Raw genomic sequence first — 21,368 nt, 5'->3', positions numbered from 1 at the left:
CATGGTGGAACTGCCGGTGCGGCAGCAGGAGCGCGGGGAAGGATGCTCGTGCCGCGCTGCACGCGACGGAATCGCTGATGGAGATCTCGCCCGGGAAAGATGCTCTGGCACGCTCGCTCGACGAGTGGCGCCTCGCGGATCTGTCCTTCGAAGAGGCCGACTCCGAGCGAGCGCGCGCCGGGGCGATGCTGCGGCAGCTCCAGGCGAGGGAGATCGTGGAGCGCACCTACTGGGCCGAAAACGATGTCCCGTTCAGCCTGCGCGTGAAAGCGGTGGAGACCGGGCTGTGGAGCGCGGAGGAGGCGATCGACGGGCTCCGGCGCATCGACTTCGTGGGCCGTCACGTGTTCGTCCTTCACCACCTTCGGGTGTTTCCCGATGCCTCGCTTTGCGCCGTGCTCGCGCTCGTACGGCAGCCGCAGCCCGGCGATGGCGCGGAGTGGTTCGCCGACGAGGCGGCGCTGGCCGCGGTCGCGGTGCGCCTCGCGCGCGCCGGGCAGCCCGACGCGGCGCTCGGCGCGATCCGCGCTCTGAGCGCGCGCCGCGGCGAGGCGCTGCGCTCGTGCGCGCCGTATCTCTCCGAGGCGGCGATCGCGCGCGCCTTCTCGGAGCTCGAGGCGTGGCTCCTCGGGGCGGAGCCTGTCGTGGCGTTCCTCGTGGGGTGCGATTTCCTCCCGCTCGTGCCGGCCCGAGATCGCGAGCGGGCGCGCGGCGAGATCGTCCGGCTGCGCGCGGCCCTGGAGGCCCGGGAGGCGGAAGGCGGGTCGTTCTACGGGTTCTCGGCGCGCAAACGCGCTGCAGAAGCGTTCGCGGTCGCGGGGATGCTCGAGGCGTCGGAGGCCGAGTCCCAGGGGCTCGTCAACGTCGATGATCTGCTGTCCGTGGCGCGCCAGCATCCGGTCGAGTCGCGCGCGCGGATCGCGCGGATCGCGCTGGAGCGCGCTCGAACGAGCCGGTACGTGCCTGCGGCGCTCGGGAAGGTGGTGGCGGTGTGCCCGGCGCTCGCGGACGAGGCGCTCGCGTGCGCGCGCGGCGAGGCCAACCCGGTCACGGCGGCAAGCGCCCTCCTGCGCGTCGCGGCGCGCCTCGGAGAGCCGCGGGCGCCGGCGCTGTTTCACGAGGCGTTTCGCCGGATCGAGCCGCTCGGCGACGCCGCCTCGGATGCGCTCGAATGGATCGCGGACTGGGCCGCGGATCATGGGCCGTCGCTCACCGAGCGCGAGCGCGCGGTGCTGGGCGAGCGCGTGGCGCAGGCGGTGAGGGAGGCCGAGGTGCGCCGGGCGACACCCCCCGTCGAAACGGCGGAGTCGCGGCTCGGACGGCTGCTGTTCGGCCCGACGCACGCCGACAGGATTCGCACGGATCGAGGCTTCGAATCGGTGCTGGAGTTCGCCGAGCACCACGCCACCGGCGACTACCTGGCGCTCGTGATGGAGTTCGCGCGCCCGCTCGAGGGCGAGCGGCGCGCCCGGCTCGCCCGGGCGCTGCTCCAGAGCGGCGAGGAGCTCTACGACTCCCCTGCATTCGCCGAGCTGTTCTCCCCCGAGGAGCAGCGCGGGCACCTGCGGGAGGCGCTCGCGCGCCGGGAGCGGCCGGCCGACCTGGAGATCCTCCACACGCTGGGGCGCGCCACGCAGCTCGCCACCGGAGCGCCCCGCGGCGTCCTCCTCTCGCTCTACCTCGACGAGGTGCGGGAGCGCGGCGGGCGCGTGCGGCTGAGGGGGCTCTTCACCACCGCGGCGTCGCTCGCCGAGGGCGAACATCGCGCGGCGCTCGTGGACGAGGTGCTGGCGGAGGTGGAGACGTGCGACCACCTCAGCGAGGAGGATCGTGTCGAGGCGATCGCCGCGGTGATGCCGCTGGTCCCGGCGGCGCGCGCCGTGGAGCTCGCCGGGCGGGTGCTCCACGCGGTCGCGGAAGGGCAGATCGGCAGGACGCAGGCAAGCCATCGGCTGATGGCTATTCCGGATCCGGTTTGGGCCGCGCTGCCGGCATCCCGGCGGGAGCCGGCAGCGCGCTGGGCGCTGGAGGAAGGGGCGGAGTTCTTCGATTGGACATCCTGGCGGCAGAAGACCTTGCCATGGGAGGTCCACGCCTTGCTCGAGGTGTATGCCAGCGCGTCGTCGCCCGCATGTGAGGGCGGATACGACGCCTCGCCGAGCGCCGCCGAACCCGATGCCGGAGGCGCGGGAAGAGAGCTGTCGCCCGAGCAGCGGCTCCGCTGGTAAGCCAGCGAGGCGGTGTCGCTGTCCGAGGCCGAGCGCGCGGCCCTCGCGCCGGAGATCGACGCCGCCGTGCGCGCCGTTCTCGCGCAGCCGGACGCGAAGGACGGCGTGCTCTGCGACACCCTGGCGAGCCTGCCCGACGCCGCGCTCCGGGCGATCTGGTCGGCGCGCGCACGCGCCGACGCGTGGCGACGCACCATCGACATCAGCGATCCCGCCCTGTTCGCCTACCTGCCGTCGGAGCACTACCTCCACGCCGACGCCGTCCTCCAGCTCATCCTGCGCCTCGGCGGCGCCTCGGCGCTCTGCGACTTCGGGCGCATGCTCGTCGGCCTTCAACACGAGTCCGCTGCTTGATGCCCCCGATCCGGAGGTCAGGTCAGCGCGCGGGTGGCTCACGCACGCTCATGATCAGATCGATCGAGCTCTGCACCTGCGCCAGACGCTCCGTAGGGGAAAGGCTGAGCATCCAGCGGACGAGGGAGCGGTCCACGCCGTTCTCGTCGTAGGGGCAGTCGTCCCGCTCCTCGGCGGGACAGTTCAGAGGCTCGGGCATGCTCCGAGTCTACCGTCAGAGACCGGCACGCTCCATCTCCTCACGTAGAATTGCACGCACATCGCCAACGCGACCGTGCGTCGTAGGATTGAATCCGACCCAGGTTGAGGCACCGCCACCGCCGCCACCCACCGAGGTTGAGGTTCCGCCGTCTCGGTCAGGTCGAGGTCCTTCGCCGCCTGTCGATGCGCCGGCCGCCCGCCTTCGCCAGCCGTACCGCCCCCGCCCTGAACTCGGGCTTGACTGCCCTCCCTACGTTCTGGTGCCGTCGGAGGTGTCCGCGGAAGCGGGGAGCACCAGACCGAGCGAGCCTCAACGCCCGCGCTTCTTCCATGCGCGCTCCTTGACAACCGCAGCCACGATCTCGCCCACGCGCTCCGTTTCATCATCTACGAGCTTCTCTAGTCTGCGCTGAAACCAGAGCCCAAATGGACCATCTATAGGAAGCGGCAGCCCGATGTCCCCGGGCTCCTGACCCAGCCATGTGATCGGCAGCCCGCATCTATCGAGCGCGTGACGCGCATACCGCATGGCACTTTGGATTGCCTGAACGGCGTCGACCCCTTCGGCATACTGGATGTCCGGATCCAGCCCATCAAGAAACACAGGGCACGTCCACGAGCCGCTGGGCGAGGCAGGTTGTATTGGTTCGCCGATCTTCAGGACGATCTCCCGACCTGGTTCATCTTCGACGCTGTACCGACGAACGGCTATGACCTTGTATTTTTGTCGAGCCACCCACGCAGGGTAGCTAATATTCGTAGACGCACCAGTTGATCCACTTGATGGGCTTGTCGAAGCGATGCGACCAACAACGTCCCCGTTGGTCGCTTTCCGTGAGCGAGCGACAGAATGCTTCCTTGACCGCCACCCTGTCTGCGGCGATGGCGTTGCACAGCGTAAGCTCGAAGGTATCTCGCGGTTTGGCCTCGTCCGCTCCCTCGCTTGCAGTAGCAGCGTTCGGTTCCTCGCTCGTCTCGTCGGCCGCGTCCTCACTCAAGTCACCTACGCAGGATGAGAGTGAGAGCAGGGCAAAACTGGCGATCAAATGCTTGCCGCACATGGCTGCTCCCGCTTGCGACATTTGCGCCAGCCGAGTTGTGCCGCTGATGCTCCTTGGAAACACCACGGATGCCGAGTGCCGGCGGGTACGTTGGTAGCGGAACGCTCCTCCTCGGGGGGGTCGTCAACCGATCGATCGACGAGCGATCCTGTGGGCAAGAGCACGGCGCCGTGCCCGGCTTGCCGAGCGGCGCCTCCTGCGCGGCAACGCTCGCGCGCCGAGCTGGCTCGCCCACCCCTCGCCTCGCCGAGCGCGCGCGGCGCTCCCCTCGACCGCCACGCTGGCGCGTCGACGTCTCGCGGGACGTTGCCAGGTCGCGATCGCTTCGCTATCTTCTCCGTCGCCGAAAGAGGTAGGCCGGTTCAGGCGAGCCCCGGCCACTCCCATGACGGGAGCCCATGTCCCCTCCACCACGGAGTGAGGTCCCACGGCACTTGGACGCACGTGCGTCCTCCGTGGAGGCTCCCATGCAGCTCAATCACATCGATCTCCAGGTCCCCGACGTCCTCGAAACGGCCGCGTTCTTCGAGCGGCACTTCCAGTTCGAGGTCCACGGCAACCGGCACTCGCCGGCGATCGCCATCCTCACGGGGCCCGGCGACTTCACGCTCGTCCTACAGCGGCGGCGCGAGGCGGACGCCCCTTATCCGGAGGGCTTCCACATCGGCTTCATCGTCGGCGACGTGGCCACCGTGTACGACAAGCACGCGGCGATCGTCGCGGCGGGCGTCGACAGCGGCCCCGTGAGCGAGAACGGCCGCGGCGTGATGTTCTATTTCAAGGCGCCCGGCGACATCCTCATCGAGGTGAGCTGCCGGCGCCGCCCGCTCCCCGCGGTGCGCGCCGACGGCTGACGGCGACGCGCCGCCGGGACGCGCAGAGATCGAGGCATCGCGCCGGCACGAAGAGGCGCTCGCGAGGAGGTTGCCCCCCGGGCTCGACGCCCCGGAGGAGCTTCCGACCGAGGTTGAGGTCCTCATCAACTGAATCGGTTCAGTTTTTCTGCGCCTCCGTGCTATGGCCGGTCGTGGTTTCCACCACGCGGCCTGACGATCAACGCTCCGGGCCGCGCGATCACCCGGCCCGCTCGTGCAGCGGCAAGGAGCCAACATGCGACAATCTTCGTTCTTGAGCCTCGGTTCGTCAGGCACTCTCGCTCTCCTCCTCGCGGCGTTCGGATGCGACTCGTCGGACGGGACGTCCTCTGGCGCCGGCGGTCACGGCGCCGGCGGTCAGGGCGCGACGAGCAGCGCGAGCGGCTCCGGCGGCGCTGGCGGTCAGGGCGCGACGGGCAGCGCGAGCGGCACCGGCGGCGCGGCGGGCACCGGCGGCGCCGGCGAAGGGGGCGGCGGCGCGGCAGGCACCGGCGGCGCTGGCGGCGCTGGAGAGGGAGGCGGCGGCGCGCCGCCGGCGCCGCTCTGGGACTGGAGCGGCATCGTCGGCACGGGACAGAGCCTCTCGGTCGGCGCGGAGGGCACGCCGCCCCGCACCACGACGCAGCGCTTTCACAACCTCAAGCTGTCCCTCGGGAACGCGAGCGTTCCCCCCTTCGATGCGGCGAGCACGGCCCTCTCCCTGGTGCCGCTCGTCGAGCCGATCCGCGGGTTCGCGACGACCTACCCCAGCGCTTACCCGAAGAACATCTATGGCGAGACGCCGCACACGGCCATGGCCGACCAGATCTCGTCCCTCGCGGAGGCATCCGCCGGCGGCGACCACGTCACGGTGCACACCGTCGTCGGCGAGAGCGGGCAGCCGATGAGCGTCCTCCGGAAGGGCGCCACCCAGACGGCCACGGGCGACACGTCGATGGGCCGCGCCTACGCGGCGACGCTGTTCGAGGCGGAGGCCATCGCGCGCCTCGCCAGGGAGGCCGGCAAGACGTACGGCGTCGGCGCCATCGTGATCACGCACGGCGAGTCCGACGCCGGCAGCGCGACCTACGAGGATGAACTGGTAAAGCTGTGGTCCGACTACAACCAGGATCTCCTCCGGATCACCGGCCAGTCGCGGAGCATCCCCCTGCTCGTGTCCCAGCAGAACTCGGTGCACACCGACGCCGGCACGCGGTCGACGTCGACGCAGGCGCAGTGGCGCGTGGGCGTCGATCACCCGGGCGATATCGTCTGCTCGGGTCCGAAGTACCAGTATCCGTATGCGAACGATCACATCCACCTGAACGCGAACGGCTACCAGCAGCTCGGCGAGAAATTCGGCCAGATCTACTTCGAGAAGGTCGTCCTCGGGAAGGACTGGCAGCCGCTCCAGCCGACGCGCGTCGAGCGCAGCGGCGACGTCGTCACCGTGCACTTCCATGTCCCTGTGCCGCCGCTCGCCTGGGACAGCGCGCTGCCGTCTCCCCACCAGACCGCGTTCACGGAGTGGGCGCAGGGCCGCGGCTTCGAGCTCTGGAGCGGCAACTCCCGGATCCCGATCAGCGGCGTGGAGATCTCCGGCGATTCGGTGCAGATCACCGCGCGGAACCTCCCCGCGTCCGGCGTGATGGTCGGCTATGCGATGACGACCGACGGGACGTCGATGACGGGCGGCACGATCCGCTGGGGTCAGCTGCGCGACTCCGATCCTTTCGTCGGCTCGACGACGGGCAAGGCCCAGCCGAACTACAGCGTCGCGTTCGAGATGAACGTCCCCTGACGGCGCGGCGCCGGTGTGAGTGAGGTTGTCCGCCGCGCACCGGCGCTCGGCCGCGCGGGGTACCGAGCGGGGCTGCCGGCGCGCCATGGCGGCCTGCTCGGACGCTGATCCTGTCCACGGCTATCCGCTGCTGGAGCACGGCGTGTCCTGGTCCTGGTCGGTCCGGCGGCTGTGCGAAGGAACAGCCGTGTCATGCGCGCAGCGATGGTGGAGAAAGGGGACGCCCCGAGCTCGCCGTCCAGCAGCTTGACGTCGAGATCGCGGTACTGTCTCCTGCATTGCCTTCATTGCCAAGGAGCCAGGCATGACCCACCGCCTCCGCCTCGAAGCAGTCGACTCCGCGTCCAGCAGCTCGAAGGTCGTCGCCGCGCCCACCATCGATTGCGCCGCCGATCCGGTCGGCTCGCTCGTACAAATGTTCGTCGACATGGTACAGACGGGCCGTATCAAGGCCGGACAATGCCCGGCTCTGCGGCCGGTCTTTTTGAAGCCGCATGGCGTGGTGCACGCCACCTTCCGTATCAAGCAGGATCTGCCCGAGACATACCGTGTTGGCCTGTTCGCCGGTCGCGAATACAAGGCGTGGCTGCGCTTCTCCTCCGACACGCTGCCCACCGGCAACGATTACAAGACCACGCTGGGCATCGCCATCAAGCTGTTCGGTGTGCCGGGCGCGAAGATATTCGGCGAGCCGGAGGACACCACGTTCGACTTCATCATGCAGAACATGAGCGTGTTCTTCGTCGCGACCGCCAAGGACATGTGCGAGTTCACACGCGCCGGCGTGGTGAACCACGATTACGACAGCTATCTCAAGGACCATCCCGAGACGAAGAAGATCCTCGATGAGATGGCCAAGCCGGTGGGCAGCGTGCTCGGCACGTCGTACTGGAGCGGCCTGCCTTTCTCCTTCGGCCCGAACGACTATGTGAAGTACAAGCTGGAGCCCACCATCGAGGTGCCCGCGCCCGAGACCCCGCCGGCCGATCCCACGTATCTGGCCGCCGATCTCGAGGCGCGGCTGAAGGCCGGGCCGGTGACGTTCAAATTCTGCGCCCAGCTCCGCACGAATCCAGACACCCAACCGCTCGACGACGCAATGATCCCCTGGACCGAGGAGGCCAGCCCGCCGGTGCACCTCGCCGATCTGATCCTGGAGCAGCAGGACATCACGGTGCGAAGCCAACCGGAGTATGGCGAGAACCTGTCGTGGAACATCTGGCGCGTCACGGAGGAGCACCGCCCGCAGGGGTCCATCGCCGAGGCGCGGCGCGACGTCTATGCGGCTTCCGCGCAGGTGCGGCGCGACGCCAACGGCGTGCCCACCGGCGAGCCGGACCGACCCAAGCCGAGCGGCGACTGGCCGCCGGCCAAGGACAGCGTGATCGTGCGCGCCGCGATCCACCCCGCGATCGGCATCTGCCGCGTCGGCGACAGCCTGAGCGAGTACTATATCGGTCCCCAGGTGACCGAGCCTTCCCCCTTCGCCCCAGGCTTTCACCGCGACGCCGCCGGCGCGCTGAAGCGCGAGGCGGCGCAGTTCCGCATCTACGGCTACAACGCCGCTGGTGAGGTCGTGAGGGAGCTCACGGCTGACAACGCAACTATCGAGTGGACCGTGCGTCTGGCCAACCGCAAGGCGCAATGGTACCAATTCGACATGGCGCTCGATATCCCGGACGCCGCCGGCACCAGCGTGCCCCTGCGTAACCCGAAGGTGAAAGGGGGAGACCGCGCCGCGCTGGCGATCGATCCTGGGCCGCGGAGCATCAGCGGCAAATCCGTGTCGGGCGGCGGCGAGCACAGCTTCGATACCGGCCAGTTCATGGGCGTGAACGTGCCGCTGGGCGAGATCCGCACCGACGACAGCGGACGCCTCCTCGTGCTGGGCGGGCATGGCAAGTCCGGCTCGCCCACCAACGCACCGGTCTACGTGCCGGCCGACAAGAAGAGCTTCAACAACGCCGATCAATGGTACGACGACATCTCCGACGGTCCGGTGACCGCCACGGTGTCGATCAACGGCCGCGCCGTGCCGGTGCAGCATGCCTGGGTGGTCTGTGCGCCGCCGAACTACGGCACCAACGTGGTCGGCTGGCGAACCATGCACGACATGCTCGTGGATTGCTACATCGCCTGCGGCTGGATGTCGATGCCGCAGACCACGTCGTTCGCCAGAGACATCTTGCCATTCCTGCGGCGGCTGTCGAGCCTGCAATGGGTGAACAAGGGCTTCGCCGCGATGTTCGGCAAGGGGGGGCCGATGGATTTCGAAGATCTCGCTTTCGTCGACAAGCTCGCGCAGGCGCCTTCGGAGGCGGACGCCGGCGGTCCGAACGACACCTGGAGCGAGCTGCGGCGTGTCATCATGAACTCGTTCCGGCCCCACGAGACGTCGGACTACCAGCCGCGCATGTGGCCCTATCTGTACGGTGACGCCTTCGGCTCCTCCACCGAGAATTCGCCGCGCAATTTGCTGGATCTACCCTGGGTGCAGCAGGTGCACCTGCAGCGCTGGGTGGACGGGGACTTCATCGCCGACTGGCACCGCGGCGCGGTGCCGCCGCAGAGCATCGATGACGTGCCGCTGGCCGAGCAGCCGGCGATGCTCGACAAGGCGGCGCTGCACTTCTGCCTCGCCGATGCGTTTCATCCGGGCTGCGAGATGACCTGGCCGCTGCGCCATACCAGCATGTACGAGGCGCCTTTCCGGTTCCGCCTGGCGCCCGAGGGGACGGTGCCGCTTGATTTCGGCAGCGAGCTGACGCCGGAGAGCGCGATGGCTCCGGGCGGTCCGCTCTACGACCAGACTGCCGGCACCATCAGTCGCTGGATGGCGCTTCCCTGGCAGGGCGACACCACCTTCTGCCGCTCGGGGTATCCGCCGGGCTTCGACCCCTACATCCCCTCCTTCTGGCCGGCCCGGGTACCGAATCAGGTGCTGACCGAGGAGGAATACAAGGTCGTGGTGGACACCACGAGGAGCCGCGAGGAGCGCCTCGCCGCTTTCAACTACCGCGCCTTCTGGACCCGCGGCACGGCGCGCGATCCGGTGGCGGCGATGATGCAGATGGTGGCGCATTTCGCAGACATGGGCGTTGTGGAGGCGCGGCCGGGCATCCCCGACGATCCGGATTTCCCACAGGTGATCTATGTGGAGAGCATCTCCCAACAACGCGCGCACGTGCTGCGCGAGAAGGCCGAGGGGATGCCAGTGGGGCCGCCCAGCCCGGCACAGCGGGCGGGCTGGGAGGACGAGGAACATATGAACGCCTTCGCCGCCGTCCGGATCCGCTTCCGCCGATGAGCGGATCGGCCGCCTCCTGCGACGTAGCGGTGGCCGGCGCCGGCCCGGCCGGCGCGGTGGCGGCCTGTCTGCTCGCCCGCGCCGGCCTGTCGGTGCTGCTCTGCGACTCGAGGCTTGTTGACGGCGCCGCCCCGGCCAAGCCCGGCGAGGCCCTGCCCGGCGCGGCGGTGCGTCTGCTGCGCGCATGCGGTCTGCCGCTGCCCGGCGACAGCGGCCGGCACACGCATGTCGGCGGCAACATCTCGGTCTGGGGTTGGCCTGAGCCGATTTACCGCGATTTTTTGAGCGAGCCAGATGGACCTGGTTGGCGCCTCGATCGTGCCGCCTTCGAAGCCGAGCTGGTGTCCGCCGCGCTGGCTGCCGGCGCTCGGGCATTGCCGCTGAATCTGGCGCGGGTAGCGCGGGACGATACGCGCTGGCGGCTCTGGAGCCGAGGCGGCGCCGAATGGCGCGTGTCCTTCCTGGTCGACGCCAGCGGGCGAGCCGCGTCGCTCGCGCGCCGGCTCGGCGCGACGAGGCGGCGCGACGAGGCGCTCGTCGCGGTGGTCGGCCGCGCCCGTCCGGATCCGGCCTATCGCCTGAACCGCACGCTCGTGGAGACGGTGCCGCAGGGCTGGTGGTACGCGGCGCTGCTGCCCGATGGTGCGCCGGTCTTCATGCTGCATTCCCGGCCCCACGAGGCGGCGCGGCTGCTGGCGCGGCCCGAGGAATGGCGCGCAGCGCTGGCCGATACGCGCCATGTGGCGGCTGCTTTCCCCGGCGCGGTGTTCGACGCGCCGCTGAGCGGCCATGACGCCTGCGGCGCTTGGCTAGAGCCGGTCTACGGACCCGGCTGGGTGGCTTGCGGCGATGCGGCGCTCAGCTTCGATCCGGCCGCCGCGCAGGGCATCCTCGCGGCGCTGCACGGCGGCACGGAAGTGGCGCGCGCGATCCCCGCGGCGATGCGCGGGGAGCTCGGGCCGCTGCGGGCCTACGCTGCGCGTCTCCTGGAAATGCGCCGGCTCTATCGCCAGCGCCTGATCGCGCACTATGCCGACGAGCAGCGCTGGCCCGAGGCGCCGTTCTGGCGCGAGCATGGCCGTGTGACGGCTTGAGCCGGGCAGGCAATGATCGGCTGGATTGCGCGGATCGCGGGCATTGTAATGCCTTCCGGCGGCGCTCGGGAGGAGTCTGCTGGCGCGCGACGACGCGCTCCAGGCCGCGCAGCGCGGCCTCGAAGCCGGTGGTGAAGTTCCCGGCGAGCACCCGGACGACGACCTTGCCGCGGCCTTCTCGGCGGACCGCGCGCCGGCGGCCCTTGACAAGACAGACCTGTCTGTCTAAAGCAGGGTCGTGCGGGACGCGCGTAGCCACATCCTCGAGGTCGCGGAGCGCCTCTTCTACGCCGAGGGGTATCGCGCCGTCGGCGTCGATCGTTTGATCGCCGAGGCGGACGTCGCCAAGGCCACCTTCTACCGCCACTTCCCGACGAAGGACGAACTGCTCGTGGCGGTGCTGGACGCGCGCGACGCGCGCTTTCGCGAGTGGCTGGCCGGGCGAGTCGAGGCGGTCGCGGACGATCCGCGGGACCGGCCGCTCGCGGTCTTCGACGCGCTCGCCGAGCTGTTCGCCGCGGACGACTTTCGCGGCTGCGCGTTCCTCAACACGATGGTCGAGGTCGCGAGCCGGAGCCACCCAGCGCACGAAGCCGCGCAGCGCCACAAGCAGCGGCTCATCGACTATTTCGAGCGGCTCTTGCGCGAGGCCGGCGTGCCTTCGGCCAGCGCGCTGGCGCCGCAGATCCTGCTGCTGATCGACGGCGCGATCGTGACCGCCGTCCGCGAAGGGGGGCCGGGCGCCGCCGCGCGCGCGCGGTCCCTCGCCGAGAACCTCATTGCAACAGCGCGGCCAGGAAGGCGACGACGATGAACCGCATCACGGGTGTCCCGAGCAGGTGGAATGGACGTGCCGAGCAGCTCCCGCAGCCCGCCGGGGCCGAGCCCGGCGCAGGCGCGCCCTCGATGGGTCGCCCGCGCAGGCCGCGGGCGCCCGTGGGCTCGGTGGTCGCCGCGCTGCTCGCGCTCTCCCTGACGGCCTGTGCTTCGCCGGACCGCGGCGGAGCCAGCGCGCCGCCGGCCGGCGCGGCCGCCGCGATCGCGCCGCCGGCCGGCGAAGCCGCCGCGGCCGAGGCCTCGAGCGGGCGCCTCCAGTGGCGCGGCGGCCCGACGGCGATCCTCGAGCGCGACGGCCTCCGGCTGCTCACCGATCCCGTCCTTGGCCCGCGCGGCCCAGCGGCGTTCGTGCTCCCCAAACACCCGTCGACCGGCGTCGAGAACGCGCCGGTCGCCCGCTATACCGATCCTCCGGCGGAGCCGCTCGGGCACCTCGACGTCATCCTCCTCAGCCACAACCATGCTGACCATTTCGACGCCGTCGCGAGGGAGACGCTCCCGAAGGACGTCACCTTCGTCCTCCCTCCCGACGCGGTCGGCGCGGCGCGCGCCGCCGGATTCACGAAGCTGACGCCGCTCGATTGGGACAACGAGGCCGTGCTCCCGACCCGCGCCGGCCGCCTGAGGATCCTCGCCGTCCCGGCGAACCACTCCCACGATGCGGCGCTCGACGCGACGCTCGGCAAGGGCAACGGCTATGTGCTCCGCTGGGAGGGCGCGGCGCCCTATTCGATCTACTGGACCGGCGATTCGGTCTTCACCGAGCCGATGCGCGCGGTGGCGGCCCGCTTCGCGCCCATCGATCTCTGGCTCCCGCACCTCGGCGCGGTCGGCGTCGACGGCGCGCGCGGCCTCCGCACGATGGACGCGGAGGAGGCGGTCGCCGCCGCCGCGCTGCTCCGCGCCCGCCACGTGATCCCCATCCACCACACCACGTTCGCCCATTACCGCGAGCCCGTGACGGCGTTCACCCAGCGCGCCGCCTCGAAGAACCTGCCCGCGCAGGTCCACGTCCCGACGGACGGCGCGTGGATGCCCCTGCCGCGCTGAGCCTGCCACGGCGCCCCCGCCGCGCCGGCGCTGCGGCGTTCAGACCAGCCACTTCAGGAGGAAGAGGCCCACGGTGGCGGCGAAGCCGATGATCCAGACAGCGGTCCGGGCAGAGGCCTTGTCGCCGATGTACATGACCAGATAGAGAACGCGCGCGGCGACGTGGGTGACGGCGAGGGTGGCGCTCCAGCGAGCGTCGGCGCCCGCGAGGTGGGCCGTGAAGACGGCGGCGGCGAAGGGCGCAAACCCCTCGAAGGCGTTCTGGTGGGCGGCGAGGGCGCGGCGCCCGACGCCGGTGAGCTTGGCCTGCTGGTCGCGCGGGTTGCGGTTGTCCAGGCCCTCGGGCTGCTGTGACTGCGCCCTGGCGACGAACAGGCGGGCCACGTAGATCAAGAGAAGTGAGATGAAGACGCACGTCAACGGAATGGTCATCGGATCCCTCTCGAGCGCACAGGCTCCTCGGAGCGTGGAGCGACTCTAACGAGCTCTCGCCGCCGGCGCGAGCGCCAAGCGTCGTGGCCGCTCCCACGGCGCCTGCACCGGAGCGGGCAGGGGGGTCCCGCGGGGCGGCGCGCTCGAGCGACGGACGCGCGCCGATGGCGGGACGGGAGCGGCCGGTCCGCGGTACGGCCCTGGGGAGCTTCGCGTGAAAAGGGGTTGCCGGGGATGGGAGATTCGAGGAAGGTTCGTTCAGGTGCACCTTGAGCGAAGATCCTGTCGTGTCGCGCCCGCCGCTGCCGCCCTTCACTGCAGAGACCGCCGCCCGGAAAGCGCGGCTGGCGGAGGACGCCTGGAACAGTCGGGATCCCGCGCGCGTGGCTCAGGCCTACACGGTCGATAGCCGCTGGCGGAACCGGGCGGAGTTCTTCCAGGGGCGCGCGGCGATCGAGGCGTTTCTGCACCGCAAATGGCAGCGGGAGCTGGACTACCGCCTGATCAAGGAGGTCTGGGCGTTCACCGGGGACCGGATCGCGGTGCGCTTCGCTTATGAATGGCACGACGACAGCGGCAACTGGTACCGGTCCCATGGCAACGAGCAGTGGGAGTTCGATGCGCAGGGGCTGATGCGGCGGCGCGAGGCGAGCATCAATGACGTGCGGATCGCGGCGGAGGAGCGGAAGTTCCACTGGCCGCTCGGGCGGCGACCCGACGAGCATCCGGGGCTGAGCGAGCTCAGCTTGTAGTTGCAGCGGCTGTCGCTGCGCCGGTCCGAGACTGCCTCTGCGGTGGGTCTCGCCACTGGAATGCTCCGGTGATGTGCTGTTGACACGGCCGCCGTCCCCCCGATAGACTCCCCAGCGTCGAGGGCGTTCGGCAGACCGGGAGGCCTTCGCGATCCTGGTCGACGGCGTGTCCTTGGGCGGGTGAACGACACAGGATGCCGAGCGAGCTCATGTCCAGCTCTCCAGACAAGCCCGAGATCGCCACGGCCTACGATCGCTGGGCCGCGACGTACGATGACGATTTCAACCGGACCCGCGAGCTGGCGGCCGAGGTCGTCCGGCAGCGCGGCCTGGCGCTGGCTGGCCGGGACGTGCTCGAGATCGGCTGCGGCACCGGGCGCAACACGCAGTGGCTCGACGAGCACGCGAGGAGCGTCCTCGCGCTGGATTTCTCCGAGGGGATGTTGCGTCGCGCGAGGGCCCGCGTGTCTTCTCCCCGCGTCCGGTTCGTACAGCACGACATCCGCGATTCCTGGCCTCTTGCGGAGGGCTCGTCGGACGTCGTGATTGCCATGCTCGTGCTGGAGCACATCGAGCACATCGACGAGGTCTTCGCCGAGGCTGCCCGCGTCTTGCGCGCGGGAGGAGAGCTCTTCCTGTGCGAGCTGCACCCCGTGCGACAGATGCGCGGGGGGCAGGCCAATTTCGTCAACCCGGAGACCGGCCAGCCGGAGCGTGTGACCGCGTTCCTGCATGACGTGTCACAGTACGTGAACGGTGGCCTGGGGGCCGGGTTCGAGCTCGTTCACCTGGGCGAGTGGCGCGACGCGGAGGCCGCCAGGAGCGACCCGCCGCGGCTCCTGTCCGTGCAGCTCAGGCGCACGGCACGCCATCCGCCTGCGGCATGAGCGAGCTCGATCGCGCGCGGAGCGCGCCGCAGCGATCGCCGTTCGGGTGACGTGGATTGGGCCATCGGTCTAGGATGGTCGCCATGAAGCTCCCGTCACGCCGGCGCCGCCGCGTGCTCGCGTCCTCGTTCGTCATCACGGTGGCCGGCGGCGCGACGGCTTGTGGCACAGCCCAGCCGCCGCCCGATCCGCCGGAGCTGATCGCCAACCCGCCGCGCCTGGATTCCCCGCTGACGTATTCGTCTGGCGTGGGGGATGCGGCCACGTCCAGCGACGCCGGGACGACCGAGACGCAGGACGCGGCGGCACCGGAGACGTCGCGGGACGCCGGAACGACGTCGGCGCCGGCCGCGTCCGGTGCATCCCATGGCGCAGGGGCGACGGCGGCGCAGGGCGAGGAGCGACCGCTTCCGCAGCCCGCGCAGGGGGGAAGGGTGGTCCGGGGTCCGGACGGCACGTGCAGGCAGTTTCTCCCGAACACCTGCCCGCCGCCTCAGCCCTCTCGCGACGGCGGCCCTCCCGTGGTCGTCATGTGCAACCCACCGCCGCCCCAGAGGGTCGCGTGCCCGCCGGAAGGCAGCCAGCCCTGACCGCAGGGCTGCCCTCTGGAGCGGACGATACGACTCCCGTAGATCCCGCCCTCCTCGATCGCGCTCTTGCGCTCTACGGGCTCGATCCGGCGACCTGCCGGCACATCGGCGGCTTCGAGAGCCACGTCTTCGAAGCACGGCGGGGCGACGGTACCTTCGTCCTGAAGCTCGGGGATCCCGGGCGCAGGTCCCTGGACGCCGTCGAGGCGGAGTGTGAATGGCTGGAGTACCTGACAGCCAATGGCGTCCGCGCCGCCCCGGCGATCCGGGCCGCTGACGGCAGCTACGCGGCGTTGCTCGGCGGGCCCGGCCAGGCCGTCTGCGTGCGCGCGTACGCGAAGGCGCCAGGCGCTCGGCTCTCTGCCGACGATCTGACGCCGGACGTGGCGACCGCGTGGGGGCGGCTCCTGGGGCGACTGCACGCCGCGACCAAGGTGTATGTTCCGCCGTCGGCGAGGCGGCGTCATGCGTGGCATGAGGACGGCGACTTCACCGGCGCGCGGGAGCTCTTGCCGGAGGACGAGCGCGACCCGATCGGCGGTCGGCTGGAGCGGCTCATCGCGGAGCTCCGGGCCTTGCCGACGGACCGCGACGCCTTCGGCCTTGTGCACACCGACGCCCACTTCGGGAACGTGCTCAAGGACGGCGGCGCGCTGACGCTGATCGATTTCGACGACTGCGCCTACGAGTGGTTCGCGAGCGATCTCGGGATCGTCCTCTTCTATGTCGCGATCGACCCGCTCGGCCCCGGGCGGCCGCCCGAGCTCCTCCGGATGTTCCGCGACAGGTTCCTGGACGGCTACGCCCGGGAGAACGCGCTCTCCGCGCGGTGGCTGGCGGAGATGGATCGGTTCATGAAGCTGCGCGAGCTCGTGCTCTACACGGCGATCCGCCGGGTCAGCCGGCGCGAGGCGCCGGACGCCTGGTGTCGCGCTTATCTGGAGCGCCACAAGCCGCGCATCCTCGGCGATCAGCCGGCGTGGCCGGAGGCTGGCTGAGAGCGCGTCGCTCAGCCGCCCTGTCGAGCTAACCCGCCGCCCGAGGGCGGTCGCGGCGCGAGCATCGGGTGCAGCTCGGCGATCCCCAGCCGCGCGCGCCCCGCGAACTCGTAGGCGTCGTCGGTCGCGGCGATGTGCTGCGTCGCCGCGTGGATGTCCCGGAAGCACCGCTGCAGCGGGCTCGCCGCGTAGAGCGCGCCCCCGCCGCCGGCCCGATAGGCGAAGCCCGTGACCTCCGCGGCGACGTCGGTCACATACGTCTGGACGAGCCGGATCGCCGCCCAGTCCTCGATCGAGAGCGCCTCTCCAGCGCGCGCCTGGTCCCACATCCGCCCGAGCACGTCGAACGCATAGGCCCGCGCCGCCGCGAGCTTCGCCTCCGCGCGCCCGAGGTCCATGTGGAAGGCCGCGTGGCTGCCCAGCGCGAGCTGCGGCCACGCCTTCACGCGGCGCGGGGCGACCGCGGCGATCTCGTCGAGCGCGCGCTGCCCGACGCCGAGCGCAAAGCCGACGTGACCGGCCGCGAGCAGGGCAAGCAACGGCAGCGAGACCAGCGCGCCGCCGCGCCGCCGAGGCGCCGCGGGGAAGGGGCACGTCCGCGCCTCGGGCACGAGCGCGCCCTCGATCCGGTAGTGGTCGCTCCCCGTGCCGCGCAGGCCGGCCACGTCCCACGTGTCCTCGATCACCACCTGCTCGCGCGGGACAGCGAGGCTGATCATCTCGGGCGGCCCCGCCGGAGGGGCCCCGCCCTCCGGGGCCACGATGGCGCAGGTGAACACCCACGACGCGTGCCGCACGCCGCTGCCGAAGGCCCAGCGGCCCTCGAGCGCGTACCCCCCGGAGACGCGCCGCGCGAGGCCGGTCGGAATCTGGAGCCCCGCGAACGTCGGGAACGGCCCTGCGAACACCTGGCGGGCCCCCTCGTCCGGCAGGGTGCCCCCGGCGAGCGCGGCGAGCAGCGCGCTGATCATCAGCGACCACCCCGCCGACGCGTCCGCGCGCGCCATCGCCTCGAAGACCTCGACCTGCGTCAGCGGGTCGCTCTCGACGCCGCCGAGCGCGCGCGGCGCGGCCATCGCGAGCAGGCCGCTCGATTGCAGGGCGTCGACGACCGCGGGCGCGAGCGTGCGCAGCCGCTCGGACGCCTCGGCGTGGGCGGTGGCGACGCCGCGGACGCGCTCCACGGCGGCAAGGAGGCGTTCGCGCTCGGGGGATCGACGGGGCTCGGACATACGGGGCTCCTTTCCTGGATCAGGTGCAGCGCGCCGGCCACCGGCCGCCCGCGCGCCCGATGATGACACTGACAACATAGAGAAAGTTTCCACTGCCTACATTTTCTTCGCGGTTGCCTGCAGCTCCTGAGCTCGCGGCCCTGCATCCGCGATCCCGGGCCCCGCGGCTCGGTGGGACCGCGGCCTTCGTGGTATCGTGCGCCTGCGCTGTGGCTTCCCCTGCAAGGCGCCGCCGTCCGAGCGCGCGCACCTCACCCGCAACCGCGTCGCGCCCTTCACCCGCGCCCGCGTCGCGTCCTTCACCCGCGCCTGCGCCGCGCCCCGTCGACCGGCCCTACCACCACGGCGACCTCCGGCGCGCCGTGCTGGAGGAGGCGCTCTCGCTGATCGAGGAGCAAGGGAACGCGAGCTTCACGCTGCGCGAGGTCGCGCGGCGCATCGGCGTCTCGCACGCCGCGCCTTACCGCCACTTCGCGGACAAGCGCGCCTTGATGACCGAGCTCTCGGTCCAGGCGAGCGCGGCGCTCGGCGCGCGGATCTCGGCCGCCCTCGAGGGCGCCGGGGGCGACCTTCGGGCGCGGTTCCTGGCCGCCGGCTTCGCCTACGTCGCCTTCGCGCTGGAGCACCCCGCGCCCTTCCACGTGATGTACTCCGGCGAGGTGGACGTGGACGACCCGCGGGTCGCGGCGGCCACCTCGCAGAACCTGGGGGTGCTCCTCGGGTTCATCGAGGAGGCGCAGCGCGCCGGCGCGTTCCCGCCCGGCGATCCGTGGGCGCTCGCGGTCCCGATCTGGGCGATGCACCACGGCCTCGCGACCCTCGCTGCGTCGGGAGCCCTTTCCAAGGCCGGGCCGACGGCGCTCCGGAACCTGGTCGACGACGCCCACGCGCGCCTGCTCGACGGGCTGCTCCTCGCCACGCCGGGGCCGTCGCGCGCCTGACGCCCGCGACGGATTCCCGTGCCCCTCCGCCCCGGCTACGCTTGCGCCCCTCATGCGTGCTACCGCCGCGCTCGCGCTGTCCGCCTTCCTCGTCGCCGTCTCGTCCTCGCCGGCCGCTGCCGCCGACCCGTCCCCCGAGCTCACGTACCGGCCCGAGATCGATCTGCCCATCACCGTCGTCGGCGGCGCCGCATGGATCGCGTCCGAGCTCGCGAAGAAGGGCCTCGCCCCCGAATCGTGCCGCTGGTGCACGACCAACGCCCTCGACACGTCGATCCGCGACGCGCTGGTCTGGGGAGGCAACCCGAACACCGCTCATGATCTCAGCAACGTGACGGTCCTCGGCGTCGCGCCCGCTGCAGCGCTGGGCCTCACGGCGCTCGCCGCGTGGTACGACGGCCGCTCCGACAACATCGCCGCCGATCTCGTGATCGTCACCGAAGCGATGGTGGTGGCGATGAACATGAACCAGATCACCAAGTACATCGTCGGCCGCCAGCGGCCCTATGCCCATCATGACAACCCGGATGTGCTCCGCGGCGAGGGCACATCGGGTCCGCTCCCGCACGACGACGATCTCTCGTTCTTCTCCGGCCATTCCACGGCCGTCTTCTCGCTCGCCGCCGCGAGCGGCACCGTGGCGTCGATGCGCGGCTATCGCGCTGCGCCGTGGGTATGGGCGAACGGAATGGCGATCGCCGCGCTCTCCGGCTACCTGCGCATCGCCGGCGATCGCCATTATTTCACCGATGTGCTCACGGGCGCCGTATTCGGCGCCGCCTCCGGCGTGCTGATCCCGGCTCTGTTTCATGCCCCGCGCCCGGGCGTTGCCAGCTCTGGCACCCGGCGTTTTCGCCTCTCGCTCGCGCCGGTGGGCGCGGGCGTGGGCGTCGCCGGCGCCTTCTGAGCCGAGTAGGGCGATTTCGGCCATCGGCAAGCGGCAGCGCTGCTTTCGGACGGCGTAAGTAAGCAGTGTTGACAAAGCGATAGTTCATTTTTACAATACGCCTGTCAGCTAGGAATGCTGGTGCTCGGGCCGTCGTTGCTGGAGCGCTAGCTCATTACGTCGAATACGCCGTGCCGCGCTGGCGGCCATGGCGACGGCGAGCTGCGGTCCCGCGATGGGCACGCGCGTTTTCGCGGGCCCGTCTCGGCGGGGTTCCGCCAGCTCGGCCCCATGAAGGAGTCGACGACATGCATGTCGTTCACCATTCGTCACACACCCGGTGGATCGCGGGAGGCCTCGCCGCCCCGCTCCTCGCCCTCCTCGCAGGTTGCAGCGATCAAGCGCTCGGGGCGCCCGTGCCGGCGCTCGGCGCCGAGCTGCCGCCTCGGTCCGCGCCCGGCGTGGGCCGGGAGCTGCCCCAGGGGAGCGCCGTTCAGGGCGAGCCCACGCTTCGGCCCGCCGCGACGGCGGCCGCGCTGCTGGAGCGCGACGAGCTGCTCCGGGAGGCCGGGCGGCTCGCGGAGATCAGGGCGGTGCTCGCGCGATCGCCGGAGGCGCCGCTCGCCCTGCTCGACGAGCACCGGGCCGAGTTCCCGGAGGGGCGCCTCGCGGCCGAGCGGGAGATCGTCGCGATCGACGCGCTGCTGCGCAGCGGGCGCGCCGACCAGGCGCGCGCCCGCGCCGGGGATTTCCTCTCGCATTTCCCGGCGAGCCCCCACGCGGACCGGGTTCGCCGCCTGACCGGCGCCGCGCCATGAGACGATCTCGACACCGCCGCGCGGCGCCGCCGTAGCGCCGGACGGGCATCGATGGAGGCTCGCGGCCGCAACGGCGGCTGAGCCTGGGCCCCCGCGCCCGCAGGGACTCAGCCCGCGGGCGCCGGCTCGGATTCCGGGGGGGCCATCCCGTCGACCACGACCGGATCGCTCTGCTCGACCAGGTGCGGCTTGCCCCACGTGTCGATGAAATGCCCCGACCGCTTCGCCTTGGTCTCCAGGTAGAAGCGGTTGTGATCGTTCGGCGGTATCACGTGCGGGATGCGCCCGGCCACGGAGACTCCGTATTGCGTCAGCTGCTGGACCTTGTTGGGGTTGTTCGTGATGAGCTCGATCGATCTCACGTTCAGGCTGCGCAGCATGTGCGCCGCGACGGCATAGTCGCGCTCATCGTCCCTGAAACCGAGCGCCAGGTTGGCCTCGACCGTGTCGAGCCCCTGGTCCTGCAGCGCGTAGGCCCGGATCTTGTTGATGAGCCCGATCCCTCGGCCCTCCTGGCGCAGATAGAGCAGGATGCCCCGATCCATGCTCTGGATCTTCTTCAACCCTTCGAGGAGCTGATCGCGGCAGTCGCAGCGCAGCGAGCCCATGACGTCGCCTGTCACGCACTCGGAGTGCAGCCGCGTCGGTACGTTCGAGGCGCCGATGACGTCGCCGTGCACCATCGCGATGTGCTCCTTGGCGTCTCGGTTGTTCCAGAACGCCACGATGCGGAAGTGGCCGGCGCGCGTCGGCAGCTCTGCGACGCCGACCACCCGCACGCAGACGTTCACGTGGCCAACCCCATCGCAGTCGTGCTCTCGATCGCGGGCGACGAGCTCCAGGAGCGCATTCATCGAGTCGGTCATGTCCTGCCTCCGCGAGGAGCCGCCTCGCGAGCCGATCCGTCGTGGGTAAAGGCGCGCACGTCTTACCAGAACACGACGGCCAGGCAACGCTCTGCAGCCGCGCGGGGCGGCCCCCCGCCGGAGGATGCCTGTCGACACGGCACCACGGCGCGTTTGTCCCGCCGACACGGGCCTCGCGC

21 protein-coding genes are annotated in these 21,368 nt (G+C 70.9%); 15 read left to right on the top strand and 6 right to left on the bottom strand.

All coding sequences use genetic code 11. The features are described from left to right. The first annotated feature begins 77 nt into the window (after window positions 1–77). Window positions 78–2,228 (top strand): hypothetical protein, encoded by a 2,151-nt coding sequence (locus WME82_RS26575; RefSeq protein ID WP_438037579.1) that lies wholly within the window; start codon window positions 78–80, stop codon window positions 2,226–2,228. 12 nt (window positions 2,229–2,240) lie between these two features. Next, the gene (locus WME82_RS26570) at window positions 2,241–2,582 is read left to right on the top strand and encodes a hypothetical protein (protein WP_438037578.1); all 342 of its coding nucleotides are present in this window, start codon (window positions 2,241–2,243) and stop codon (window positions 2,580–2,582) included. Window positions 2,583–2,604: 22 nt separating this feature from the next. On the opposite strand, the gene WME82_RS26565 is transcribed toward WME82_RS26570, so the two are convergent. From WME82_RS26565 to WME82_RS26555, 3 genes are all read right to left on the bottom strand, one after another. Continuing rightward, window positions 2,605–2,781 carry a hypothetical protein gene (locus WME82_RS26565; protein ID WP_438037577.1) on the bottom strand — a complete coding sequence of 59 codons (177 nt, stop codon included), beginning with the start codon at window positions 2,779–2,781 and terminating at the stop codon, window positions 2,605–2,607. Between the two features lie 312 nt (window positions 2,782–3,093). Continuing rightward, window positions 3,094–3,519 (bottom strand): DUF6968 family protein, encoded by a 426-nt coding sequence (locus WME82_RS26560; RefSeq protein WP_438037576.1) that lies wholly within the window; start codon window positions 3,517–3,519, stop codon window positions 3,094–3,096. A gap of 13 nt (window positions 3,520–3,532) precedes the next feature. Continuing rightward, a complete protein-coding gene (locus WME82_RS26555) occupies window positions 3,533–3,865 on the bottom strand; it encodes a hypothetical protein (protein WP_438037575.1) in 333 nt (110 codons plus the stop codon). 446 nt (window positions 3,866–4,311) lie between these two features. On the opposite strand from WME82_RS26555, the gene WME82_RS26550 reads away from it, so the two are divergent. From WME82_RS26550 to WME82_RS26525, 6 genes are all read left to right on the top strand, one after another. Continuing rightward, window positions 4,312–4,698 carry a VOC family protein gene (locus tag WME82_RS26550; RefSeq protein WP_438037574.1) on the top strand — a complete coding sequence of 129 codons (387 nt, stop codon included), beginning with the start codon at window positions 4,312–4,314 and terminating at the stop codon, window positions 4,696–4,698. A gap of 256 nt (window positions 4,699–4,954) precedes the next feature. Next, window positions 4,955–6,499 carry a sialate O-acetylesterase gene (locus WME82_RS26545; RefSeq protein WP_438037573.1) on the top strand — a complete coding sequence of 515 codons (1,545 nt, stop codon included), beginning with the start codon at window positions 4,955–4,957 and terminating at the stop codon, window positions 6,497–6,499. A gap of 415 nt (window positions 6,500–6,914) precedes the next feature. Then, window positions 6,915–9,806, top strand: a complete 2,892-nt coding sequence (locus tag WME82_RS26540; RefSeq protein ID WP_438044935.1) for a LodA/GoxA family CTQ-dependent oxidase — start codon at window positions 6,915–6,917, stop codon at window positions 9,804–9,806. Then, window positions 9,803–10,900: an FAD-dependent monooxygenase gene (locus WME82_RS26535; protein ID WP_438037572.1), complete on the top strand. Its 1,098-nt coding sequence runs from the start codon at window positions 9,803–9,805 to the stop codon at window positions 10,898–10,900. Before WME82_RS26540 ends, WME82_RS26535 begins: the two co-directional genes overlap by 4 nt. A 238-nt stretch (window positions 10,901–11,138) precedes the next feature. After that, complete coding sequence (locus WME82_RS26530; protein WP_438037571.1) at window positions 11,139–11,714, top strand: TetR/AcrR family transcriptional regulator; 576 nt, start codon at window positions 11,139–11,141, stop codon at window positions 11,712–11,714. Further along, entirely contained in the window at window positions 11,711–12,787 is a 1,077-nt protein-coding gene (locus WME82_RS26525; protein WP_438037570.1) for an MBL fold metallo-hydrolase, read from the top strand. The genes WME82_RS26530 and WME82_RS26525 overlap by 4 nt, the downstream gene beginning before the upstream one ends. Window positions 12,788–12,826: 39 nt before the next feature. Here the strand turns inward: WME82_RS26525 and WME82_RS26520 are convergent, their stop codons facing one another. Beyond that, on the bottom strand, window positions 12,827–13,219 hold the full coding sequence (locus tag WME82_RS26520) for an MAPEG family protein (protein WP_438037569.1): 393 nt from the start codon (window positions 13,217–13,219) through the stop codon (window positions 12,827–12,829). 269 nt (window positions 13,220–13,488) lie between these two features. Between WME82_RS26520 and WME82_RS26515 the strand changes: the two genes are divergently transcribed. From WME82_RS26515 to WME82_RS26500, 4 genes are all read left to right on the top strand, one after another. Beyond that, entirely contained in the window at window positions 13,489–13,971 is a 483-nt protein-coding gene (locus WME82_RS26515) for a DUF1348 family protein (RefSeq protein WP_437520520.1), read from the top strand. A 209-nt stretch (window positions 13,972–14,180) separates the two neighbouring features. After that, window positions 14,181–14,858, top strand: coding sequence for a class I SAM-dependent methyltransferase (locus tag WME82_RS26510; protein WP_438037568.1), 678 nt, complete (start codon window positions 14,181–14,183; stop codon window positions 14,856–14,858). An 83-nt stretch (window positions 14,859–14,941) separates the two neighbouring features. After that, window positions 14,942–15,448, top strand: coding sequence for a hypothetical protein (locus WME82_RS26505; RefSeq protein ID WP_438037567.1), 507 nt, complete (start codon window positions 14,942–14,944; stop codon window positions 15,446–15,448). Next, window positions 15,421–16,446: a phosphotransferase enzyme family protein gene (locus WME82_RS26500; protein ID WP_438037566.1), complete on the top strand. Its 1,026-nt coding sequence runs from the start codon at window positions 15,421–15,423 to the stop codon at window positions 16,444–16,446. The genes WME82_RS26505 and WME82_RS26500 overlap by 28 nt, the downstream gene beginning before the upstream one ends. A gap of 11 nt (window positions 16,447–16,457) precedes the next feature. Here the strand turns inward: WME82_RS26500 and WME82_RS26495 are convergent, their stop codons facing one another. Further along, complete coding sequence (locus WME82_RS26495; protein ID WP_438037565.1) at window positions 16,458–17,678, bottom strand: acyl-CoA dehydrogenase family protein; 1,221 nt, start codon at window positions 17,676–17,678, stop codon at window positions 16,458–16,460. Between the two features lie 362 nt (window positions 17,679–18,040). Between WME82_RS26495 and WME82_RS26490 the strand changes: the two genes are divergently transcribed. The 3 genes from WME82_RS26490 to WME82_RS26480 all read left to right on the top strand — a co-directional run bounded on the left by WME82_RS26490 (window position 18,041) and on the right by WME82_RS26480 (window position 20,323). Then, entirely contained in the window at window positions 18,041–18,619 is a 579-nt protein-coding gene (locus WME82_RS26490) for a TetR/AcrR family transcriptional regulator (protein ID WP_437849744.1), read from the top strand. A gap of 52 nt (window positions 18,620–18,671) precedes the next feature. Then, window positions 18,672–19,526, top strand: coding sequence for a phosphatase PAP2 family protein (locus WME82_RS26485; protein ID WP_438037564.1), 855 nt, complete (start codon window positions 18,672–18,674; stop codon window positions 19,524–19,526). Window positions 19,527–19,813: 287 nt separating this feature from the next. Further along, entirely contained in the window at window positions 19,814–20,323 is a 510-nt protein-coding gene (locus WME82_RS26480; RefSeq protein WP_438037563.1) for a hypothetical protein, read from the top strand. 107 nt (window positions 20,324–20,430) lie between these two features. Here WME82_RS26480 and ribA read toward each other — a convergent pair whose 3' ends face one another. Continuing rightward, the gene (gene ribA / locus WME82_RS26475) at window positions 20,431–21,189 is read right to left on the bottom strand and encodes a GTP cyclohydrolase II (RefSeq protein WP_437739253.1); all 759 of its coding nucleotides are present in this window, start codon (window positions 21,187–21,189) and stop codon (window positions 20,431–20,433) included. Between the last annotated feature and the right edge of the window lie 179 nt (window positions 21,190–21,368).

It is taken from the genome of Sorangium sp. So ce128, from assembly GCF_051525245.1.
GTDB classification, from domain to species: domain Bacteria; phylum Myxococcota_A; class Polyangia; order Polyangiales; family Polyangiaceae; genus Sorangium; species Sorangium cellulosum_B.
Note: the sequence above shows the minus strand (reverse complement) of the source record. Positions and strands in the feature narration are given on the sequence as shown.

Excerpts from the sequence above, each read along its gene's own strand:
- WME82_RS26575 (WP_438037579.1), top strand. The coding sequence starts at position 78 with ATGGAGATCTCGCCCGGGAAAGATGCTCTGGCACGCTCGCTCGACGAG.
- WME82_RS26565 (WP_438037577.1), bottom strand. The coding sequence starts at position 2,781 with ATGCCCGAGCCTCTGAACTGTCCCGCCGAGGAGCGGGACGACTGCCCC.
- WME82_RS26555 (WP_438037575.1), bottom strand. The coding sequence starts at position 3,865 with ATGTCGCAAGCGGGAGCAGCCATGTGCGGCAAGCATTTGATCGCCAGT.
- WME82_RS26550 (WP_438037574.1), top strand. The coding sequence starts at position 4,312 with ATGCAGCTCAATCACATCGATCTCCAGGTCCCCGACGTCCTCGAAACG.
- WME82_RS26545 (WP_438037573.1), top strand. The coding sequence starts at position 4,955 with ATGCGACAATCTTCGTTCTTGAGCCTCGGTTCGTCAGGCACTCTCGCT.
- WME82_RS26540 (WP_438044935.1), top strand. The coding sequence starts at position 6,915 with ATGTTCGTCGACATGGTACAGACGGGCCGTATCAAGGCCGGACAATGC.
- WME82_RS26535 (WP_438037572.1), top strand. The coding sequence starts at position 9,803 with ATGAGCGGATCGGCCGCCTCCTGCGACGTAGCGGTGGCCGGCGCCGGC.
- WME82_RS26525 (WP_438037570.1), top strand. The coding sequence starts at position 11,711 with ATGAACCGCATCACGGGTGTCCCGAGCAGGTGGAATGGACGTGCCGAG.
- WME82_RS26520 (WP_438037569.1), bottom strand. The coding sequence starts at position 13,219 with ATGACCATTCCGTTGACGTGCGTCTTCATCTCACTTCTCTTGATCTAC.
- WME82_RS26510 (WP_438037568.1), top strand. The coding sequence starts at position 14,181 with ATGTCCAGCTCTCCAGACAAGCCCGAGATCGCCACGGCCTACGATCGC.
- WME82_RS26505 (WP_438037567.1), top strand. The coding sequence starts at position 14,942 with ATGAAGCTCCCGTCACGCCGGCGCCGCCGCGTGCTCGCGTCCTCGTTC.
- WME82_RS26495 (WP_438037565.1), bottom strand. The coding sequence starts at position 17,678 with ATGTCCGAGCCCCGTCGATCCCCCGAGCGCGAACGCCTCCTTGCCGCC.
- WME82_RS26485 (WP_438037564.1), top strand. The coding sequence starts at position 18,672 with ATGCGTGCTACCGCCGCGCTCGCGCTGTCCGCCTTCCTCGTCGCCGTC.
- WME82_RS26480 (WP_438037563.1), top strand. The coding sequence starts at position 19,814 with ATGCATGTCGTTCACCATTCGTCACACACCCGGTGGATCGCGGGAGGC.
- ribA (WP_437739253.1), bottom strand. The coding sequence starts at position 21,189 with ATGACCGACTCGATGAATGCGCTCCTGGAGCTCGTCGCCCGCGATCGA.